The organism is Paraburkholderia sp. BR10882, from assembly GCF_040948855.1.
Lineage (GTDB): Bacteria > Pseudomonadota > Gammaproteobacteria > Burkholderiales > Burkholderiaceae > Paraburkholderia > Paraburkholderia nodosa_A.
On sequence record NZ_JBFPKP010000001.1, the window covers coordinates 549,250 to 565,333 of the forward strand.

Here is a 16,084-nt window from a genome sequence, read left to right on the forward strand (position 1 = left end):
TCGTTTCAGCGTGCGGCGCGGTGTTTGACACCTGGCGCCGCATCTGACGATTCCGTTCGCTTGACCATATTTCGGCTCGGCAAAAAGGCGGCATTCAACTGCCGCTTTTTTATGCCTGAAATCCGTCGCATTCCATGACTGTTACGCTCACGATAGATTGCATGGGAGGCGACCACGGCCCGTCTGTGACGGTGCCTGCCGCAGTCCATTTCGTCCGCTCGCACCCCGACGCGCATCTCATGCTCGTGGGCGTCGAGTCGGCGGTTCGCGCCCAGTTGAAGAAGCTGAAGGCGTCGGACCATCCCGCGCTTACCGTCGTGCCCGCCACCGAGGTCGTCGAAATGGACGATCCGGTTGAAGTCGCCCTGCGCAAGAAAAAAGATTCGTCGATGCGCGTCGCGCTCAATCGCGTGAAAGAGGGCGAGGCGCAAGCCTGCATCTCGGCCGGCAATACCGGTGCGCTAATGGCCGTCTCGCGCTACGTGCTCAAGACGTTGCCCGGCATCGAACGCCCGGCCATCGCCTTCGCGCTGCCGAACCCGCGCGGCTATACGACGATGCTAGACCTCGGCGCGAACGTCGACTGCGAACCGCAGCACCTGCTGCAGTTCGCGGAGATGGGCCACGCGCTCGTCGCGGCGCTCGAGGGCAAGGATCGCCCAACCATCGGGCTCCTGAATATCGGCGAAGAAGTCATCAAGGGCAACGACACCATCAAGCGCGCGGGCGAGCTCCTGCGCGCGAGCACGCTGAACTTCCGCGGCAACGTCGAAGGCAACGACATTTACAAGGGCACCGTCGACGTCATCGTCTGTGACGGTTTCGTTGGGAATGTCGCGCTCAAGACGTCGGAGGGCCTCGCGCAGATGCTCAACGACATGATCAAGGAAGAGTTCGGCCGCTCGTGGCTCACGAAGCTCATGGCGATTGCCGCACTGCCCGTGCTCATGCGCTTCAAGAAGCGTGTCGACCATCGCCAGTACAACGGCGCTGCGCTGCTCGGCCTGAAGAGCCTCGTCATCAAGAGCCACGGCTCGGCCGATGCCTACGCGTTTGAGTGTGCGATCAATCGCGGGTATGATGCCGTCAAAAATGGCGTGCTGGAGCGCCTCGCGCACGCCATGGAAGAAAACGCCGGTTCGCTCGAACAGGCGGCAGACGAGCCCGGCGGCGCCCAGAACGTGCAAGCCGCGCAGGCGGGGCAGGCTACCAGTGCGCCCAGCCAGGCAGCGGGCGAGGTACCGCCCGGCGCCGCATCATCCTCGAAGGCATAATGGCTCAATCGACTCTCTATTCCCGCGTGATCGGCACGGGCAGCTACCTTCCGCCTGATCGCGTCACCAACCAGGAACTGGCCGAACGGCTCGCCGCAAAAGGCGTCGAAACGAGCGACGAGTGGATCGTGGCCCGCACGGGCATTCACGCGCGCCACTTCGCCGCGCCCGACGTCACGACGAGCGATCTCGCGCTTGCGGCATCGCAGCGCGCGATCGCGGCAGCCGACGTCGATCCGCAGTCGATCGACCTCATCATCGTCGCCACTTCCACGCCCGATTTCGTCTTTCCGAGCACGGCCTGCCTCTTGCAGAACAAGCTCGGCATCCGCAATCACGGCGCGGCGTTCGACGTGCAGGCCGTGTGCTCGGGCTTCGCGTACGCCGTTTCGGTAGCCGACAGCCTGATCCGCAGCGGCCAGCATCGCACGGCGCTCGTGGTCGGCGCGGAGACCTTCTCGCGAATTCTCGATTTCAACGATCGCACCACCTGTGTGCTGTTCGGCGACGGCGCAGGCGCGATCATCCTGCAGGCGTCGAGCGAACCGGGCGTCCTTTCGAGCGCGCTGCACGCCGACGGCAGCTACGCGCACATCCTGTGTACGCCGGGCAACGTGCACGGCGGCGTGATCGCGGGCAACGCGTTCCTGCACATGGACGGCCAGGCCGTGTTCAAGCTGGCCGTGAACGTGCTCGAAAAGGTCGCGATCGAGGCGCTCGACAAGGCGCAGCTCACCGCCGACCAGGTCGACTGGCTGATTCCGCACCAGGCCAACATCCGCATCATGCAGGGCACTTGCCGCAAGCTCGGCCTGCCCGCGGAGCGCATGGTGGTGACGGTGGGCGAACATGGCAACACCTCGGCGGCCTCGATTCCGCTCGCTTTCGACGTCGCGGTGCGCGACGGCCGCATCAAGCGCGGCCACAACGTGCTGATCGAAGGCGTCGGCGGCGGCTTCACCTGGGGCGCCTCCGTCATCCGCTTCTAAGCATCCTGAGCGGGCTTTCGCGCTCCCGCAGCGGTCCTGGCGCACGACGTGCATGTCGCGCGCAGCCGGCGGCGGTTCATCCGAGCACATTGCCCACCCGTATTGATCGAATTTGGGGACGTTATGAAATTCGCGTTCGTTTTTCCCGGACAAGGCTCGCAGGCCGTCGGCATGCTCGACGCCTTCGCCGATAACGCCATCGTGCGCGAGACGCTGCAAGAAGCGTCCGACGCGCTGGGCCAGGACCTCGGCAAGCTGATCGCCGAAGGCCCCGCCGAAGAACTCAATCTCACCACCAACACGCAGCCGGTCATGCTCACCGCCGCCTACGCCGTCTATCGCGCGTGGCAGCAGGCGGGCGGCCCTCTGCCTGCCATCGTCGCGGGCCACAGCCTCGGCGAATACACGGCGCTCGTCGCCGCCGGCGTCCTCGCGTTCCGCGACGCCGTGCCGCTCGTGCGCTTTCGCGCGCAGGCGATGCAAAGCGCGGTGCCGGTGGGCGAGGGCGGCATGGCCGCCGTGCTCGGTCTCGACGACGACACCGTGCGCGCAGTCTGCACGGAAGCCGCTGCTGCGAGCGGCGGCGTGGTCGAAGCCGTGAACTTCAACGCGCCGGCGCAAGTCGTGATCGCGGGCCACAAGGGCGCGGTCGAGAAGGCCTGCGAGATCGCCAAGGCGAAGGGCGCCAAGCGCGCGCTGCCGCTGCCGGTTTCGGCGCCGTTCCACTCGTCGCTGCTCAAGCCTGCCTCGGATCAGCTGCGCGACTATCTCGCGAACGTGACGCTGAACGCGCCGCAGATCCCCGTGGTGAACAACGTCGACGTGGCATTCGAAACCGACCCCGCGAAAATTCGCGACGCGCTCGTGCGCCAGGCCGCGGGCGCCGTGCGCTGGGTCGAATGTGTGCAGGCCATTGCGGCGCAAGGCGCGACGCACGTGGTCGAATGCGGTCCGGGCAAGGTGCTTGCGGGCCTCACCAGGCGTATCGACGGCAACCTGGTCGGCGCCTCGGTGCTCGATCCGAAGTCGCTCGACGAAGCGCTTGCGCTTCTGAAGGCCTGAGCGCCTACGCCACCACCGCTAACGGATTCAAACGATGGAAAAGACTCTCGACAATCAAGCCGCGATCGTGACCGGCGCCACCCGCGGCATCGGCCGCGCGATCGCGCTGGAACTGGCGCGCCAGGGCGCGACAGTGATCGGTACGGCAACGAGCGAAGCCGGCGCGCAGGCCATCTCGGCCGCTTTCGAAGCAGCGGGCCTGAAGGGCCGCGGCGCGGTGCTCGACGTGAACGACGCCGCTGCGGCGGAGGCGCTGATCGACGCAACGGTCAAGGAATTCGGCGGTCTTGCGATCCTCGTCAATAATGCGGGCATCACGCAGGACAACCTGGCGATGCGCATGAAGGACGACGAGTGGGACTCGGTCATCGACACCAACCTGAAGTCGGTGTTCCGCCTCTCGCGCGCTGTGCTGCGCCCGATGATGAAGGCGAAGGGCGGCCGCATCATCAATATCACCTCGGTGGTGGGCTCGTCGGGCAACCCTGGCCAGGCTAACTACGCCGCCGCCAAGGCCGGCGTGGCGGGCATGACGCGCGCGCTCGCACGCGAGATCGGCAGCCGCGGCATCACCGTGAACTGCGTCGCGCCCGGTTTCATCGACACCGACATGACGAAGGACTTGCCGGCGGAGCAGCAAGCCGCGCTCAAGCAGCAGATTCCGTTGGGCCGTCTCGGCAGCCCGGACGACATCGCGCATGCGGTCGCGTTCCTCGCGTCGCCGCAGGCAGCCTACATCACGGGCACGACGTTGCACGTGAACGGCGGCATGTATATGTCTTAACCGGATTCAGGTACTATCCGCGCCTTGATGCGCTTGATGCAAAACATTGCGCAAGCGCCGTCGCGGATAGCCTTCCGGAACCTTGAGCGCCGCTTTTCAGCCAGGTCAAACCTGATAAAATGCGCGCACTCGCATTCATGAGCTAACTTTTTTCCCTTGGAGGGGTAATGGACAACATCGAACAGCGCGTCAAGAAGATCGTCGCCGAGCAACTGGGCGTCGCCGAAGCTGAAATCAAGAACGAAGCTTCGTTCGTGAACGATCTGGGCGCCGACTCGCTCGACACCGTCGAACTGGTCATGGCTCTCGAAGACGAGTTCGGCATGGAAATCCCGGACGAGGAAGCCGAGAAGATCACGACGGTTCAGCAAGCGATCGACTACGCTCGCGCGAACGTCAAGGCTTAAGCGCCAGATTCCCGCCTGGGCCGCGCAACGCAGTGCGCTGGCGGCCCGCGAGGACGCTCGCCCGTGAAACCGCATACGCCTGCCGCACTCGCTGCGGGGCATCTGCCGGTCAACTAGCCACAGGGCTCACAGGAGCATTTCCTGTGGCCTCTGTGGCTTTTGTTTTTGTCATCTATGGATAAGGGGTTACCGTGAGCCGTCGTCGAGTTGTTGTTACAGGCCTGGGGCTGATTTCGCCTGTTGGCAATAATGTTGCCGACGGCTGGGCCAATCTGGTCGCCGGGAAGTCCGGCATCGCCAACATCACGAAGTTCGACGCTACGAACTTCTCGACCCGCTTTGCCGGCGAAGTGAAGGGCTTCAACGTCGAAGACTACATGCCGGCGAAAGAAGCGCGCCATATGGACACGTTCATCCATTACGGCATCGCGGCGGGCATGCAGGCGATCCAGGACAGCGGTCTCGAAGTCACCGAAGCGAACGCTGAGCGGATCGGCGTGAACGTCGGCTCGGGCATCGGCGGTCTGCCGATGATCGAAGTCACGCAAACCGAACTGCTCAACCGCGGCCCGCGCCGCATCTCGCCGTTCTTCGTGCCCGCCTCGATCATCAACATGATCTCGGGCCATCTGTCGATCAAGTACGGCCTCAAGGGTCCGAATCTGGCGATGGTCACGGCCTGTACGACCGGCCTGCACTGCATCGGCGAAGCGTCGCGTCTGATCGAATACGGCGACTGCGACGTGATGATCGCGGGCGGTGCGGAAGCGACCGTGTCGCCGCTCGGCATCGGCGGCTTCGCGGCGGCGCGCGCGCTCTCGCAGCGCAACGACGATCCGGCGACGGCCAGCCGTCCGTGGGACAAGGACCGTGACGGCTTCGTGCTCGGCGAAGGCGCGGGCGTGATGGTGCTCGAAGAGTACGAACACGCGAAGGCGCGCGGCGCGAAGATCTACGCGGAAATCAGCGGCTACGGCATGAGCGGTGATGCGTATCACATGACCGCTCCGCCGGAAGATGGCGACGGCGCACGCCGCTGCATGATCGCCGCGCTGAAGAACGCGGGCGTCAACGCCAACGAAGTGAACTGGCTCAGCGCGCACGGCACGTCGACGCCGCTCGGCGACCTCGCGGAAACCCTCGCGATCAAGCGCGCGTTCGGTGACCACGCGAAGGACATCGTCGTGAACTCTACCAAGTCGATGACGGGCCACCTGCTGGGTGGCTCGGGCGGCCTGGAATCGGTGTTTACGGTGCTCGCGGTGCATAACCAGGTGTCGCCGCCGACGATCAACATCTTCAACCAGGATCCGGCATGCGACCTGGACTACTGCGCGAACACCGCGCGGGACATGAAGATCGACGTCGCGCTGAAGAACTCGTTCGGGTTCGGCGGCACGAACGGCACGCTCGTCTTCAAGCGTCACGCTTGATCCCGCACGACGAGACAGCGGCCGTGCCGAATGCTTCGGCCGGCCGCGTCCCTCCTGCTTTCCCCTCGCGGCGCGCGGGCGCGCCGCTTCTTTCCCTGCGTCCATCGCTTGCGCTGCAATTGCTCGTTGCCGCGGGTCTGGGCGTCGCCGCGGCCGCCGTCTACACGGCGCTCGTACCCTGGCTCGGCGTCTGGCAAGCCTTGCCGCTCGCGCTGGCGTTCCTCGTGACCGGTGGCCTCGCGGCCGCGGCGTGGCGCCGCAAGCAACCGGCCTTCCTCGAAATCGGGTCGGATTTTCTCGCGGCCTGGTCGTGCGATGGCGCCTGCCTCGCGGCCGGGCGGCTTGCCGGCGCGTCGCAATGGGGCGCGTGGCTGCTCGCGCTCGTCGTGGAGCAGGGTGCACGCCGCACGACGATTCTCGTCGCCGCCGACGCCGTTCCCGCAGAAACCTTCCGCACACTCGCCGTGCGCGCGCGCAGCGCGGCCGGTCGCTGAGCCTCCTTTCGCTGTAAAGCTTGTAACCGCTGTTACTCGCGTAACGTGAGACCGTGGCGAGGACGCTACAATGGTGCCCCCACGTCTACTTCATGTGCTAACGGATTTTTCAGGTGAGCGAAAAAGAAATTGATCAGGTTCTGGTCGAGCGCGTGCAAAAAGGCGACAAGGCCGCGTTCGAGCTCCTGGTCTCGAAATACCACCGCAAGATCATCCGGCTGATCTCGCGCCTCGTGCGGGACCCCGCCGAGGTCGAGGACGTGGCCCAGGACGCCTTTATCAAGGCTTACCGCGCACTACCGCAATTTCGTGGCGAATCGGCTTTCTATACGTGGTTGTACCGAATTGCTGTCAATACGGCAAAGAACTACCTTGCGACGCAGGGAAGACGCGCGCCGACTTCTACCGAGGCAGATGCTGAAGAAGCGGAAACTTTCTCGGACGCCGATCAACTAAGGGATATCAATACGCCCGAGTCGATGTTGATGAGCAAGCAGATCGCACAGACGGTCAATGCTGCGATGGCGGTTTTACCGGAAGAGCTGCGCACCGCCATTACGCTTCGGGAAATAGAAGGCCTAAGCTACGAAGAAATCGCCGAGATGATGGGGTGCCCGATCGGCACCGTCAGATCGAGAATTTTCCGCGCTCGGGAAGCCATTGCGGCAAAATTGCGTCCGCTGCTGGACACTCCGGAAGGTAAGCGCTGGTAAGAAGAACCAGCTTCGCCCCGGGCGGCGACGCGATTCACCAGAATGAGTTGGTGTCACAGGGACGTCTGTTAGGGAATGGGGAGCATCATGGGTTCGGTCTCGATGCAATCGGTATCAAGCTCGCGCAGCGAGCGTCTGTCCGCCTTCGTCGACGGTGAAGCGTCGGCGCAGGAGCATCTGAACGGAAATTTTCTGGAACTCGACGGCGAAGGGCGCGCAGCCTGGTCGGAGTACCACCTGATCGGCGACGTGCTGCGTTCGGACGATCTGGCCCTCAGCCAGGCGGCAAGCCGCGCCTTCATGACGGGTTTCGCGGCGCGCTTCGAAGCGGAGCCGCATCTGCTCGCACCGGCTGCGCTGCCGCAGGTGCAGGCCGGCCGCAATGAGCGCGTTGGCCGCATTCTGGCGCTGCGCCGCCGCGTGATGCCGTCGCTGGCCGTGGCGGCTGCGGCCGCCACGCTCACGTGGATCGTCATGCCGCAGATGCGCGGCGTGGGCATGGCTGGCGCGCCGCAAATCGCTGCTGTGCAGTCGCAGGGCGACGGCGTGCAGCGCGTGGCGATGAACACCACGCCGGCGCCGGTTGCAGGCGGTCAGGACGGCAATATCATCCGCGACGCTCGCCTCGACGAATATCTCCAGGCGCACCAGCAGTTCGCGCAGCAGCCGGTCATTTCGGACTCCACTCCGTACATCCGTTCAGCCGCTCTTACCACGCAAGGCCAATAAGTTTGATGCAGACATTGCGGTTGAATAAAAAGACAATCTGGGGGCGGTTGCCGGCATTCCTTTGCTGCGCAGCCGTGATGTTCACCGCTCTGTCTGTCGCCCCGCGTGCCCACGCGCAAGGCGCGTCCGCGGCCGATGCCGCCACGCGCCAGAGCGCGGCACAGCTGCTCGACCGCATCCAGCAGGCCGCCCAGCAGCAAAGTTACGAAGGCACCTTCGTCTATCAGCGCGGCGAGTTCGTGCAATCTTCGCGCATCACGCACTACGCCTCGAAGCAGGACGGCGAGTTCGAAAAGCTCGAAAGCCTCGACGGCAAGCCGCGCACAATGCTGCGCCACAACGACGATCTCTATACCTTCGTGCCCGAGCGCAAGCTGCTCGTCGTCGAAAAGCGCCAGAACAAGGACGCTTTCCCGGCGCTGCTTTCCACGAGCGGGGACCAGGTGCTGGGCGTCTACGAGCCGAAGATGCTGGCCAACGACCGCGTGGCCGGCCTCGAAAGCCAGGTGATCCAGCTCGACCCGAAGGACAATTTCCGCTTCGCCTACAAGCTGTGGGCGGACGCGAAAACCGGTCTGCTGCTGCGCTCGCAGATGCTCGACCCGTCGAACGGCCAGGTGCTCCAGCAGCTCGCGTTCACGCAGGTGCGCATCGGCGGACCCGTCGACAAGACGCCTATCGTCAATGGCATGCGCAATATCGAGGGTTGGAACGTGGTGCGCCCGCCGCTCCAGCCGGTCGACATCGAAGCGCAGGGCTGGTCGTTCGGCCAGGCTGCGCCGGGATTTCAGAAGATTCGCGAAGTGCGCCGGCCGATGGCGGCGCGCGATGCGAGCGATCCGCCCATCCCGGTCGATCAGGCTGTATTCTCTGACGGACTGTCCACGCTTTCCGTCTTTATCGAGCCGGTGAAGAACAACAGTCGCAAGGAAGGCTCGGGCAGCAGTGGCGCGACCCACGTGCTCGTGAAGCGCAACGGCGATTACTTCATCACGTTGCTTGGCGAAGTGCCCCAGACCACGTTGCAGCAGTTCGCGTCTGCCATAGAATACAAGGCTCCCAGGTAACTCCTTCCTTCGGCTGACTTCGATATGACGATTCTCCCGCTGCGCAAATTCTTCGCGGCCGCGGTCGTGGCGGCGTGCCTGCCGTTGGCACCGCACGTGGCATCGGCGGCGCCGGCTGCCAACCTGCCCGACTTCGCCGACCTCGTGGACAAAGTGGGGCCGTCGGTCGTCAATATCCGCACCACCACACGCGTCTCCTCAGCTCAGCGCGGCCTGCCGCCGGGCATGGATCAGGGCGACATGTCGGAATTCTTCCGCCGCTTCTTTGGCATCCCGCTCCCGCAAGGGCCGCAGGGTGGGCAGGGCGGCGGCCAGGGGGGCAGTCAGGGCGGAAGCCCGGGCGGCGGTTCGGACTCCGGCCCGGACAGCGGCAACGACACCGAACAGAACAGCGGCGTCGGCTCCGGTTTCATCCTCTCGGGCGACGGCTACGTGATGACCAACGCGCACGTGGTCGACGACGCGGACAGCATCTACGTGACGCTCACCGACAAGCGCGAATTCAAGGCGAAGCTGATCGGCGTGGACGACCGCACGGACGTCGCCGTGGTGAAGATCCAGGCCGCGAATCTGCCGGCCGTGACGATGGGCGATTCGAACAAGGTGCGCGTGGGCGAGTGGGTCGTGGCGATCGGTTCGCCGTTCGGCCTCGAGAACACCGTGACGGCGGGCATCGTGAGCGCGAAGGGTCGCGACACGGGCGATTATTTGCCGTTCATCCAGACCGACGTGGCCGTGAATCCCGGCAACTCGGGCGGTCCGCTCATCAACATGCAGGGCGAGGTGATCGGCATCAACTCGCAGATCTATAGCCGCACCGGCGGCTTCATGGGCATCTCGTTCGCGATTCCGATCGACGAGGCGATGCGCGTGGCGGACCAGCTCAAGTCCACGGGCAAGGTCACGCGCGGCCGCATTGCCGTCGCAATCGGCGAGGTGACGAAGGACGTCGCCGACTCGCTCGGTCTGCCCAAGGCGCAAGGCGCGCTGGTCTCCAGCGTCGAGCCGGGCGGCCCGGCCGACAAGGCGGGCATCCAGCCGGGCGACATCATCCTGAAGTTCAACGGCACGACCGTCGACGCCGCGACCGACCTGCCGCGCATGGTCGGCGACACGAAGCCGGGCACCAAGGCGACCGTGACGATCTGGCGCAAGGGCGCAACGCGCGATCTGCCGATCACGATCGCCGAGATGCAGACCGACAAGAGCGCGAAGGCCGACCAGAAAAAGGCGCCCGAGCCCAAGCCGCGCGCGATGAACGCGCTCGGTATCGCAGTGGTCGATATTCCCGCCGACCAGCTCGCCCAGCTCAAGATCAAGGGCGGCGCGATGGTGGACTCGGTCGATGGCCCCGCACAGCGCGCCGGCCTGCAGAAGGGCGACATCATCCTGCGCGTGGGCGACACGGATATCACCAGCGCGAAGCAGTTCCAGGAGGTGACGGCGCATCTCGACTCGCAGAAGACGGTCGCGGTGCTCGTGCGTCGCGGCGACAACACGCAATTCGTGCCGCTGCGCCCGCGCGCGCCGGGGCAGAAGTAACCCCGATGCGCACGCCCATGCGGTCTTCGTCGGCGGCGCCGGCCGCGCTCGAACGCACGAGCGCGCACCTCGTGCTGTATGGGCGCGCGTGGTGTCATCTGTGCGAAGAGATGCGCGTGGCGCTCGCGCCGCTCGCCGCCGCGGCGGGTGCGCGTCTCGACGTCGTCGATGTCGATTCCGACCCCGCGATCCAGGCGCGTTACGACGAGCTCGTGCCGGTGCTCCTTTGCGACGGCATCGAGCTGTGTCACTACCGTCTCGACGAAGCACGCGTGCGCGCTACGCTGGGCCTGAGCGCCGACGCGCCGAACACACTGCCGGCGCCGCCGGGCGGTGTGTGAAACGCGGGCGCGGGGGCGGCGCAAGACGTGCCCCGCGCCATCACACATCCGTTACATCAGCGGACGGTTAGCCTGTGGGGCCCCTTTTCGGCTAAAATAGTCCGGTTTTTCATCTGTTTACGAGGCGTGTCCAGCTATCGTTGGGGCGCGCCTTTTTCGCTTGATCGGCACTGAATGGATCATATTCGTAACTTCTCGATCATTGCGCACATCGACCATGGCAAGTCGACGCTCGCCGATCGCATCATCCAGCTGTGCGGCGGCTTGTCCGACCGCGAAATGGAATCGCAGGTGCTCGACTCGATGGATCTCGAGCGCGAGCGCGGCATCACCATCAAGGCGCAGACCGCTGCGCTCTCGTACAAGGCGCGTGACGGGAAGGTCTACAACCTGAACCTGATCGACACGCCGGGGCACGTCGACTTCTCCTACGAGGTGAGCCGCTCGCTCTCCGCGTGCGAGGGCGCGCTGCTCGTGGTGGACGCGAGCCAGGGCGTCGAGGCGCAGACGGTGGCGAACTGCTACACCGCGATCGAACTCGGCGTGGAAGTCGTGCCGGTGCTCAACAAGATCGACCTGCCCGCCGCCAACCCCGAAAACGCCATCGAAGAGATCGAGGACGTGATCGGCATCGACGCCACCGACGCCACGCGCTGCAGCGCGAAGACCGGCCTCGGCGTGGAAGACGTGCTCGAAGCGCTCATCGCCAAGGTGCCGCCGCCCAAGGGCGATCCGCAAGCGCCGCTGCAGGCGCTCATCATCGACTCGTGGTTCGACAACTACGTCGGCGTGGTGATGCTCGTGCGTATCGTCAACGGTACGCTGCGTCCGAAGGACAAGATCAAGCTGATGGCTACCGGCGCGCAGTATCCGGTCGAGCACGTCGGCGTGTTCTCGCCGAAGTCGCGCAACCTCGAGCAGCTTTCGGCGGGGCAGGTGGGCTTCATCATCGCCGGCATCAAGGAACTCGCCGCGACCAAGGTGGGCGACACCGTCACGCTCGCGACCAAGCCGGCGGCCGAGCCGCTGCCGGGCTTCAAGGAAGTGAAGCCGCAGGTGTTCGCGGGCCTGTATCCGGTCGAGGCGAACCAGTACGACGCGCTGCGCGAATCGCTCGAAAAGCTCAAGCTCAACGACGCCTCGCTGCAATACGAGCCGGAAGTTTCGCAGGCGCTGGGCTTCGGCTTCCGCTGCGGCTTCCTGGGTCTTCTGCACATGGAAATCGTGCAGGAGCGTCTCGAGCGCGAGTTCGACATGGACCTCATCACCACGGCGCCGACCGTGGTGTACGAAGTCGTGCAGGCGGACGGCAGCACGATCAAGGTCGAGAACCCGGCGAAGATGCCGGAGCCCTCGAAGATTGCCGAGGTCCGCGAGCCGATCGTGACGGTGAACCTGTACATGCCGCAAGAGTACGTGGGTTCGGTCATCACGCTCTGTACGCAAAAGCGCGGCAACCAGATCAACATGCAGTACCACGGCCGCCAGGTGCAGCTCACGTACGAAATTCCGATGGCGGAAATCGTGCTCGACTTCTTCGACCGTCTGAAGTCGGTGTCGCGCGGTTATGCGTCGATGGACTACGAGTTCAAGGAATACCGCACCTCCGACGTCGTGAAGGTCGACATGCTGATCAACGGCGACAAGGTCGATGCGCTGTCCATCATCGTCCACCGCTCGCAGTCGCAGTACCGCGGCCGCGAAGTGGCGGCGAAGATGCGCGAGATCATTCCGCGCCAGATGTACGACGTGGCCATTCAGGCTGCGATCGGCGCGCACATCATCGCGCGCGAGAACATCAAGGCGCTGCGCAAGAACGTGCTGGCCAAGTGCTACGGCGGCGACATCACGCGTAAGAAGAAGCTGCTCGAAAAGCAGAAGGAAGGCAAGAAGCGGATGAAGCAGGTCGGCTCGGTCGAGATTCCACAAGAGGCCTTCCTCGCCATCCTTCGTGTCGAAGATAAATAAGTAACGCAAATAAGCCGGACAACGGATCTCTACATGAATTTCGCGCTGATACTCTTTGTGCTCGTCATCTTGACGGGCGTCGCGTGGGTTGCAGACAAACTGGTGTTCATGCCGCGCCGGCGCCTCGCCGCCGATGCGGCGGTCGCGGAGTTCGACCGTCAGCAGGAACGTGTGGGCGAGCGCTTCGCCGATGAAAACGCGCCTGTCACGCGTCAGAACCTGCGCAACGACAAGCTGCGCCAGCCGTGGTGGCTCGAGTACACGGCGAGCTTCTTCCCCGTCATCCTGATCGTGTTCCTCGTACGGTCGTTCGTCGTCGAGCCGTTCAAGATTCCGTCGGGTTCGATGGTGCCCACGCTGCTCGTGGGCGACTTCATCCTCGTGAACAAGTTCGACTACGGCATCCGCCTGCCGATCACGAACACGAAGATCACGCAGGGCCGGCCGCTCGAGCGCGGCGACGTGGTCGTGTTCCGCTATCCGAAGGATGAGTCGGTCGACTACATCAAGCGCGTGATCGGCCTGCCGGGCGACGTGGTCTCGTATCAGGACAAGCAGCTCACGATCAACGGCAAGCCGGTGCCGGAAGTGCCGCAGGGCGACTTCTTCGATGAAGAGCGCATCGGCTATGCGAAGCAGTTCACCGAGGACCTCGGCAGCGGCCGCAAGAACAACATCCTCAACAACCCCGCGGTGCCGCCGTTCATCGTAGGCGCAGAGGATTATCCGTATCGCGACAACTGCCAGTACAACGCGCGCGGCGTGATCTGCAAGGTGCCGGCGGGCCATTACTTCATGATGGGCGACAATCGCGACAACAGCGCGGACAGCCGCTACTGGGGCTTCGTGCCCGACGCGAACATCGTGGGCCGCGCGTTCTTCATCTGGATGAACTTCAGCAACCTGCGTCGCATCGGTTCGTTCGAGTAATTCGTGTTGCCTCGACGTGCAATGCATGTAGAGCATGCGCGCGAAGGAGCCATCGAAGCAGCAACAAAAAGCGTATGCGCGAGCACGAGTCTCACTCGCAACGCATCTTCGCGCGCTACTTGAAGAATCGCCGGTAACGTCGCTTCGTCACGGTTTTTCGCCCGCCGCCCCCTGTTTTCGCCGAGGGCGGCGGGCGCGTTATACTCTCCCCATGCCCCAATCTCCGTTGGAAAGCCGTCTGCGCTACGAATTTCGCAATGCGGAATTGCTGCGCCAGGCTTTAACCCACCGCAGTCACAGTGCCACGCATAACGAACGCCTCGAATTCCTCGGTGATTCGGTTCTGAATTGCGCGGTGGCTGCCCTATTGTTCCAACGTTTTGGCAAGCTGGACGAGGGCGACCTCTCGCGCGTGCGCGCGAACCTGGTCAAGCAACAGTCGCTCTACGAGATTGCTCAGGCCCTCAATATCGCCGACGGCCTGCGGCTCGGCGAAGGCGAGTTGCGCAGCGGCGGCTTCCGCCGCCCGTCGATCCTCGCCGACGCGCTGGAAGCGATCTTCGGGGCGATTTTCCTCGACGGCGGCTTCGATGCCGCCCAGACGGTCATCAAGCGCCTCTACGTGCCGATCCTCGATCACATCGATCCGCGCACGCTTGGCAAGGATTCCAAGACGCTGCTGCAGGAGTACCTGCAGGGTCATAAGATCGCGCTGCCGACCTACACGGTCGTCGCGACGCATGGTGCGGCGCACAATCAGCAGTTCGAAGTCGAATGCACGGTGCCCAAGCTCGACGTGAAGGTGTCGGGTTCGGGAGCGAGCCGTCGCGCGGCGGAGCAGGCCGCAGCGAAGAAGGCACTCGACGAGGTCATGGCTGCGGCGCCCGCGCTGGTTGCGAAGCCGCGCCGCTCGAAGGGCGCGCGTGCGCCCAAAGCGGAACCCGAGGTCGTCCCCGGCGTGACCGGCGTGCAGGGCGCGCTCGATCTGCGCTCGCCGGAACGCCGCGAGCGTGCCTCGGCGCGCGCCGAGCGTCCGTCGCAAACCCCGGCAGCCGAAGGCGCGCCGCTCGCGGTGATCCGCGCGGCGCACGTCCAGGAGCGTCCGGCGGAGAAGGACAAACCGGCTGAAAAGCCCGTGGAGAAGGCCGAACGCGGTGCAGAGAAGGCCAGCGACAAGCCCGCCGACAAGGTCACGGGCTTCGACGCCGTGCCGAGCGCCGGCGCCATCGGCCACCGTTCGGCCGCGGTGAAGGCCGAAGCGGCGTTGCGCACTGTCGAGCGCGCGCAAACCGCAACGGCCGGCGGCACCAGCGCCGACGCCCAGACCCATGCCGAAGCCACGACGGCCATTCCCGTGCGCGCGGCCGATGCCGGCCACTGATTCCACCGAGGCGCGCCGCGAGCGCGCCTCCCGTTTTTCTATTGCGGTCCGATCATGAACGCTCCCACTTCCACTCCTGCCGGTTTCCGTTGCGGCATGGTCGCGATCGTCGGCCGTCCGAACGTTGGCAAATCGACGCTGATGAACGCGCTGGTCGGCCAGAAGATCAGCATCACGTCGCGCAAGGCGCAGACTACGCGCCATCGCATCACCGGCATCAACACGATCGACGACGCACAGTACATCTTCGTCGACACGCCCGGTTTCCAGACGCGCCACAGCACGGCGCTCAACCGCTCGCTGAACCGCGCGGTGACCTCCACGCTCAGCTCGGTCGATGCCGTGCTGTTCGTGATCGAGGCCGGCAAGTTCGGTCCCGACGACCAGAAAGTGCTCGACCTGATTCCCCCGAGTGCGCCCACGATCCTGATCGCCAACAAGATCGACCGCGTGAGCGACAAGGCCACGCTGTATCCGTTCATCCAGCAGGTGCAGGGTCTGCGCGAATTCCGCGAGATCGTGCCGCTTTCGGCAAACAACCCGGACGACATCAAGCGCCTGCTCGCGACGCTCAAGCCGTATCTGCCCGAAGGCGAACCGATCTACGGCGAAGACGACCTCACCGATCGCAGCGAGCGCTTCCTCGCTGCCGAAATCCTGCGCGAGAAAGTGTTCCGCTGGACCGGCGACGAACTGCCGTACACGAGCACGGTGCTGATCGACAAGTTCGAGCAGGAAGGGCGGCTGCGCCGCGTCTTCGCGACGATTCTCGTCGAGCGCGATACGCAGAAGGCGATGGTGATCGGCCAGAAGGGCGCGAAGCTCAAGCAGATCAGCACCGAGGCGCGACTCGATATGGAGAAGCTGTTCGACGGTCCCGTCTACCTCGAAACCTTCGTGAAGGTGAAGAGCGGCTGGGCCGATAACGAAGCCGGGCTGCGCGCCTACGGTTACGAGTAAGCACGACGGG

Annotated in this window: 16 protein-coding genes; all 16 read left to right on the forward strand. The window is 64.6% G+C overall.

What is annotated here, in order from left to right; translation table 11 throughout:
• Nucleotides 1-134: 134 nt before the first annotated feature.
• The 16 genes from plsX (at nucleotide 135) to era (ending at nucleotide 16,074) form a co-directional block, all read left to right on the forward strand.
• Complete coding sequence (plsX, locus tag AB3X99_RS02535; RefSeq protein WP_069262574.1) at nucleotides 135-1,274, forward strand: phosphate acyltransferase PlsX; 1,140 nt, start codon at nucleotides 135-137, stop codon at nucleotides 1,272-1,274.
• Entirely contained in the window at nucleotides 1,274-2,263 is a 990-nt protein-coding gene (locus AB3X99_RS02540; RefSeq protein ID WP_069262573.1) for a beta-ketoacyl-ACP synthase III, read from the forward strand. The genes plsX and AB3X99_RS02540 overlap by 1 nt, the downstream gene beginning before the upstream one ends.
• Nucleotides 2,264-2,386: 123 nt before the next feature.
• Nucleotides 2,387-3,325: an ACP S-malonyltransferase gene (fabD, locus tag AB3X99_RS02545; RefSeq protein ID WP_069262572.1), complete on the forward strand. Its 939-nt coding sequence runs from the start codon at nucleotides 2,387-2,389 to the stop codon at nucleotides 3,323-3,325.
• 34 nt (nucleotides 3,326-3,359) lie between these two features.
• Entirely contained in the window at nucleotides 3,360-4,109 is a 750-nt protein-coding gene (fabG, locus tag AB3X99_RS02550; protein WP_342945447.1) for a 3-oxoacyl-ACP reductase FabG, read from the forward strand.
• A gap of 167 nt (nucleotides 4,110-4,276) precedes the next feature.
• Nucleotides 4,277-4,516, forward strand: coding sequence for an acyl carrier protein (acpP, locus tag AB3X99_RS02555; RefSeq protein ID WP_004197638.1), 240 nt, complete (start codon nucleotides 4,277-4,279; stop codon nucleotides 4,514-4,516).
• Between the two features lie 191 nt (nucleotides 4,517-4,707).
• Nucleotides 4,708-5,949, forward strand: coding sequence for a beta-ketoacyl-ACP synthase II (gene fabF / locus AB3X99_RS02560; RefSeq protein ID WP_069262570.1), 1,242 nt, complete (start codon nucleotides 4,708-4,710; stop codon nucleotides 5,947-5,949).
• A 23-nt stretch (nucleotides 5,950-5,972) separates the two neighbouring features.
• Nucleotides 5,973-6,443, forward strand: coding sequence for a protein YgfX (locus tag AB3X99_RS02565; RefSeq protein ID WP_368616043.1), 471 nt, complete (start codon nucleotides 5,973-5,975; stop codon nucleotides 6,441-6,443).
• Between the two features lie 113 nt (nucleotides 6,444-6,556).
• Nucleotides 6,557-7,156: an RNA polymerase sigma factor RpoE gene (rpoE, locus tag AB3X99_RS02570; protein WP_027795258.1), complete on the forward strand. Its 600-nt coding sequence runs from the start codon at nucleotides 6,557-6,559 to the stop codon at nucleotides 7,154-7,156.
• A gap of 87 nt (nucleotides 7,157-7,243) precedes the next feature.
• Nucleotides 7,244-7,885 carry a sigma-E factor negative regulatory protein gene (locus tag AB3X99_RS02575; protein WP_368616044.1) on the forward strand — a complete coding sequence of 214 codons (642 nt, stop codon included), beginning with the start codon at nucleotides 7,244-7,246 and terminating at the stop codon, nucleotides 7,883-7,885.
• 5 nt (nucleotides 7,886-7,890) lie between these two features.
• Nucleotides 7,891-8,952 carry a MucB/RseB C-terminal domain-containing protein gene (locus AB3X99_RS02580; RefSeq protein ID WP_368616252.1) on the forward strand — a complete coding sequence of 354 codons (1,062 nt, stop codon included), beginning with the start codon at nucleotides 7,891-7,893 and terminating at the stop codon, nucleotides 8,950-8,952.
• 24 nt (nucleotides 8,953-8,976) lie between these two features.
• Nucleotides 8,977-10,494 carry a DegQ family serine endoprotease gene (locus AB3X99_RS02585; protein WP_368604849.1) on the forward strand — a complete coding sequence of 506 codons (1,518 nt, stop codon included), beginning with the start codon at nucleotides 8,977-8,979 and terminating at the stop codon, nucleotides 10,492-10,494.
• Between the two features lie 5 nt (nucleotides 10,495-10,499).
• The gene (locus AB3X99_RS02590) at nucleotides 10,500-10,835 is read left to right on the forward strand and encodes a glutaredoxin family protein (protein WP_368616045.1); all 336 of its coding nucleotides are present in this window, start codon (nucleotides 10,500-10,502) and stop codon (nucleotides 10,833-10,835) included.
• A gap of 174 nt (nucleotides 10,836-11,009) precedes the next feature.
• On the forward strand, nucleotides 11,010-12,803 hold the full coding sequence (gene lepA / locus AB3X99_RS02595; RefSeq protein ID WP_069262568.1) for a translation elongation factor 4: 1,794 nt from the start codon (nucleotides 11,010-11,012) through the stop codon (nucleotides 12,801-12,803).
• Nucleotides 12,804-12,836: 33 nt separating this feature from the next.
• Complete coding sequence (gene lepB / locus AB3X99_RS02600; protein WP_069262567.1) at nucleotides 12,837-13,733, forward strand: signal peptidase I; 897 nt, start codon at nucleotides 12,837-12,839, stop codon at nucleotides 13,731-13,733.
• A 211-nt stretch (nucleotides 13,734-13,944) separates the two neighbouring features.
• Nucleotides 13,945-15,114, forward strand: coding sequence for a ribonuclease III (rnc, locus tag AB3X99_RS02605; protein WP_368616046.1), 1,170 nt, complete (start codon nucleotides 13,945-13,947; stop codon nucleotides 15,112-15,114).
• A gap of 54 nt (nucleotides 15,115-15,168) precedes the next feature.
• Nucleotides 15,169-16,074, forward strand: coding sequence for a GTPase Era (era, locus tag AB3X99_RS02610; protein WP_368616048.1), 906 nt, complete (start codon nucleotides 15,169-15,171; stop codon nucleotides 16,072-16,074).
• Nucleotides 16,075-16,084 lie beyond the last annotated feature (10 nt).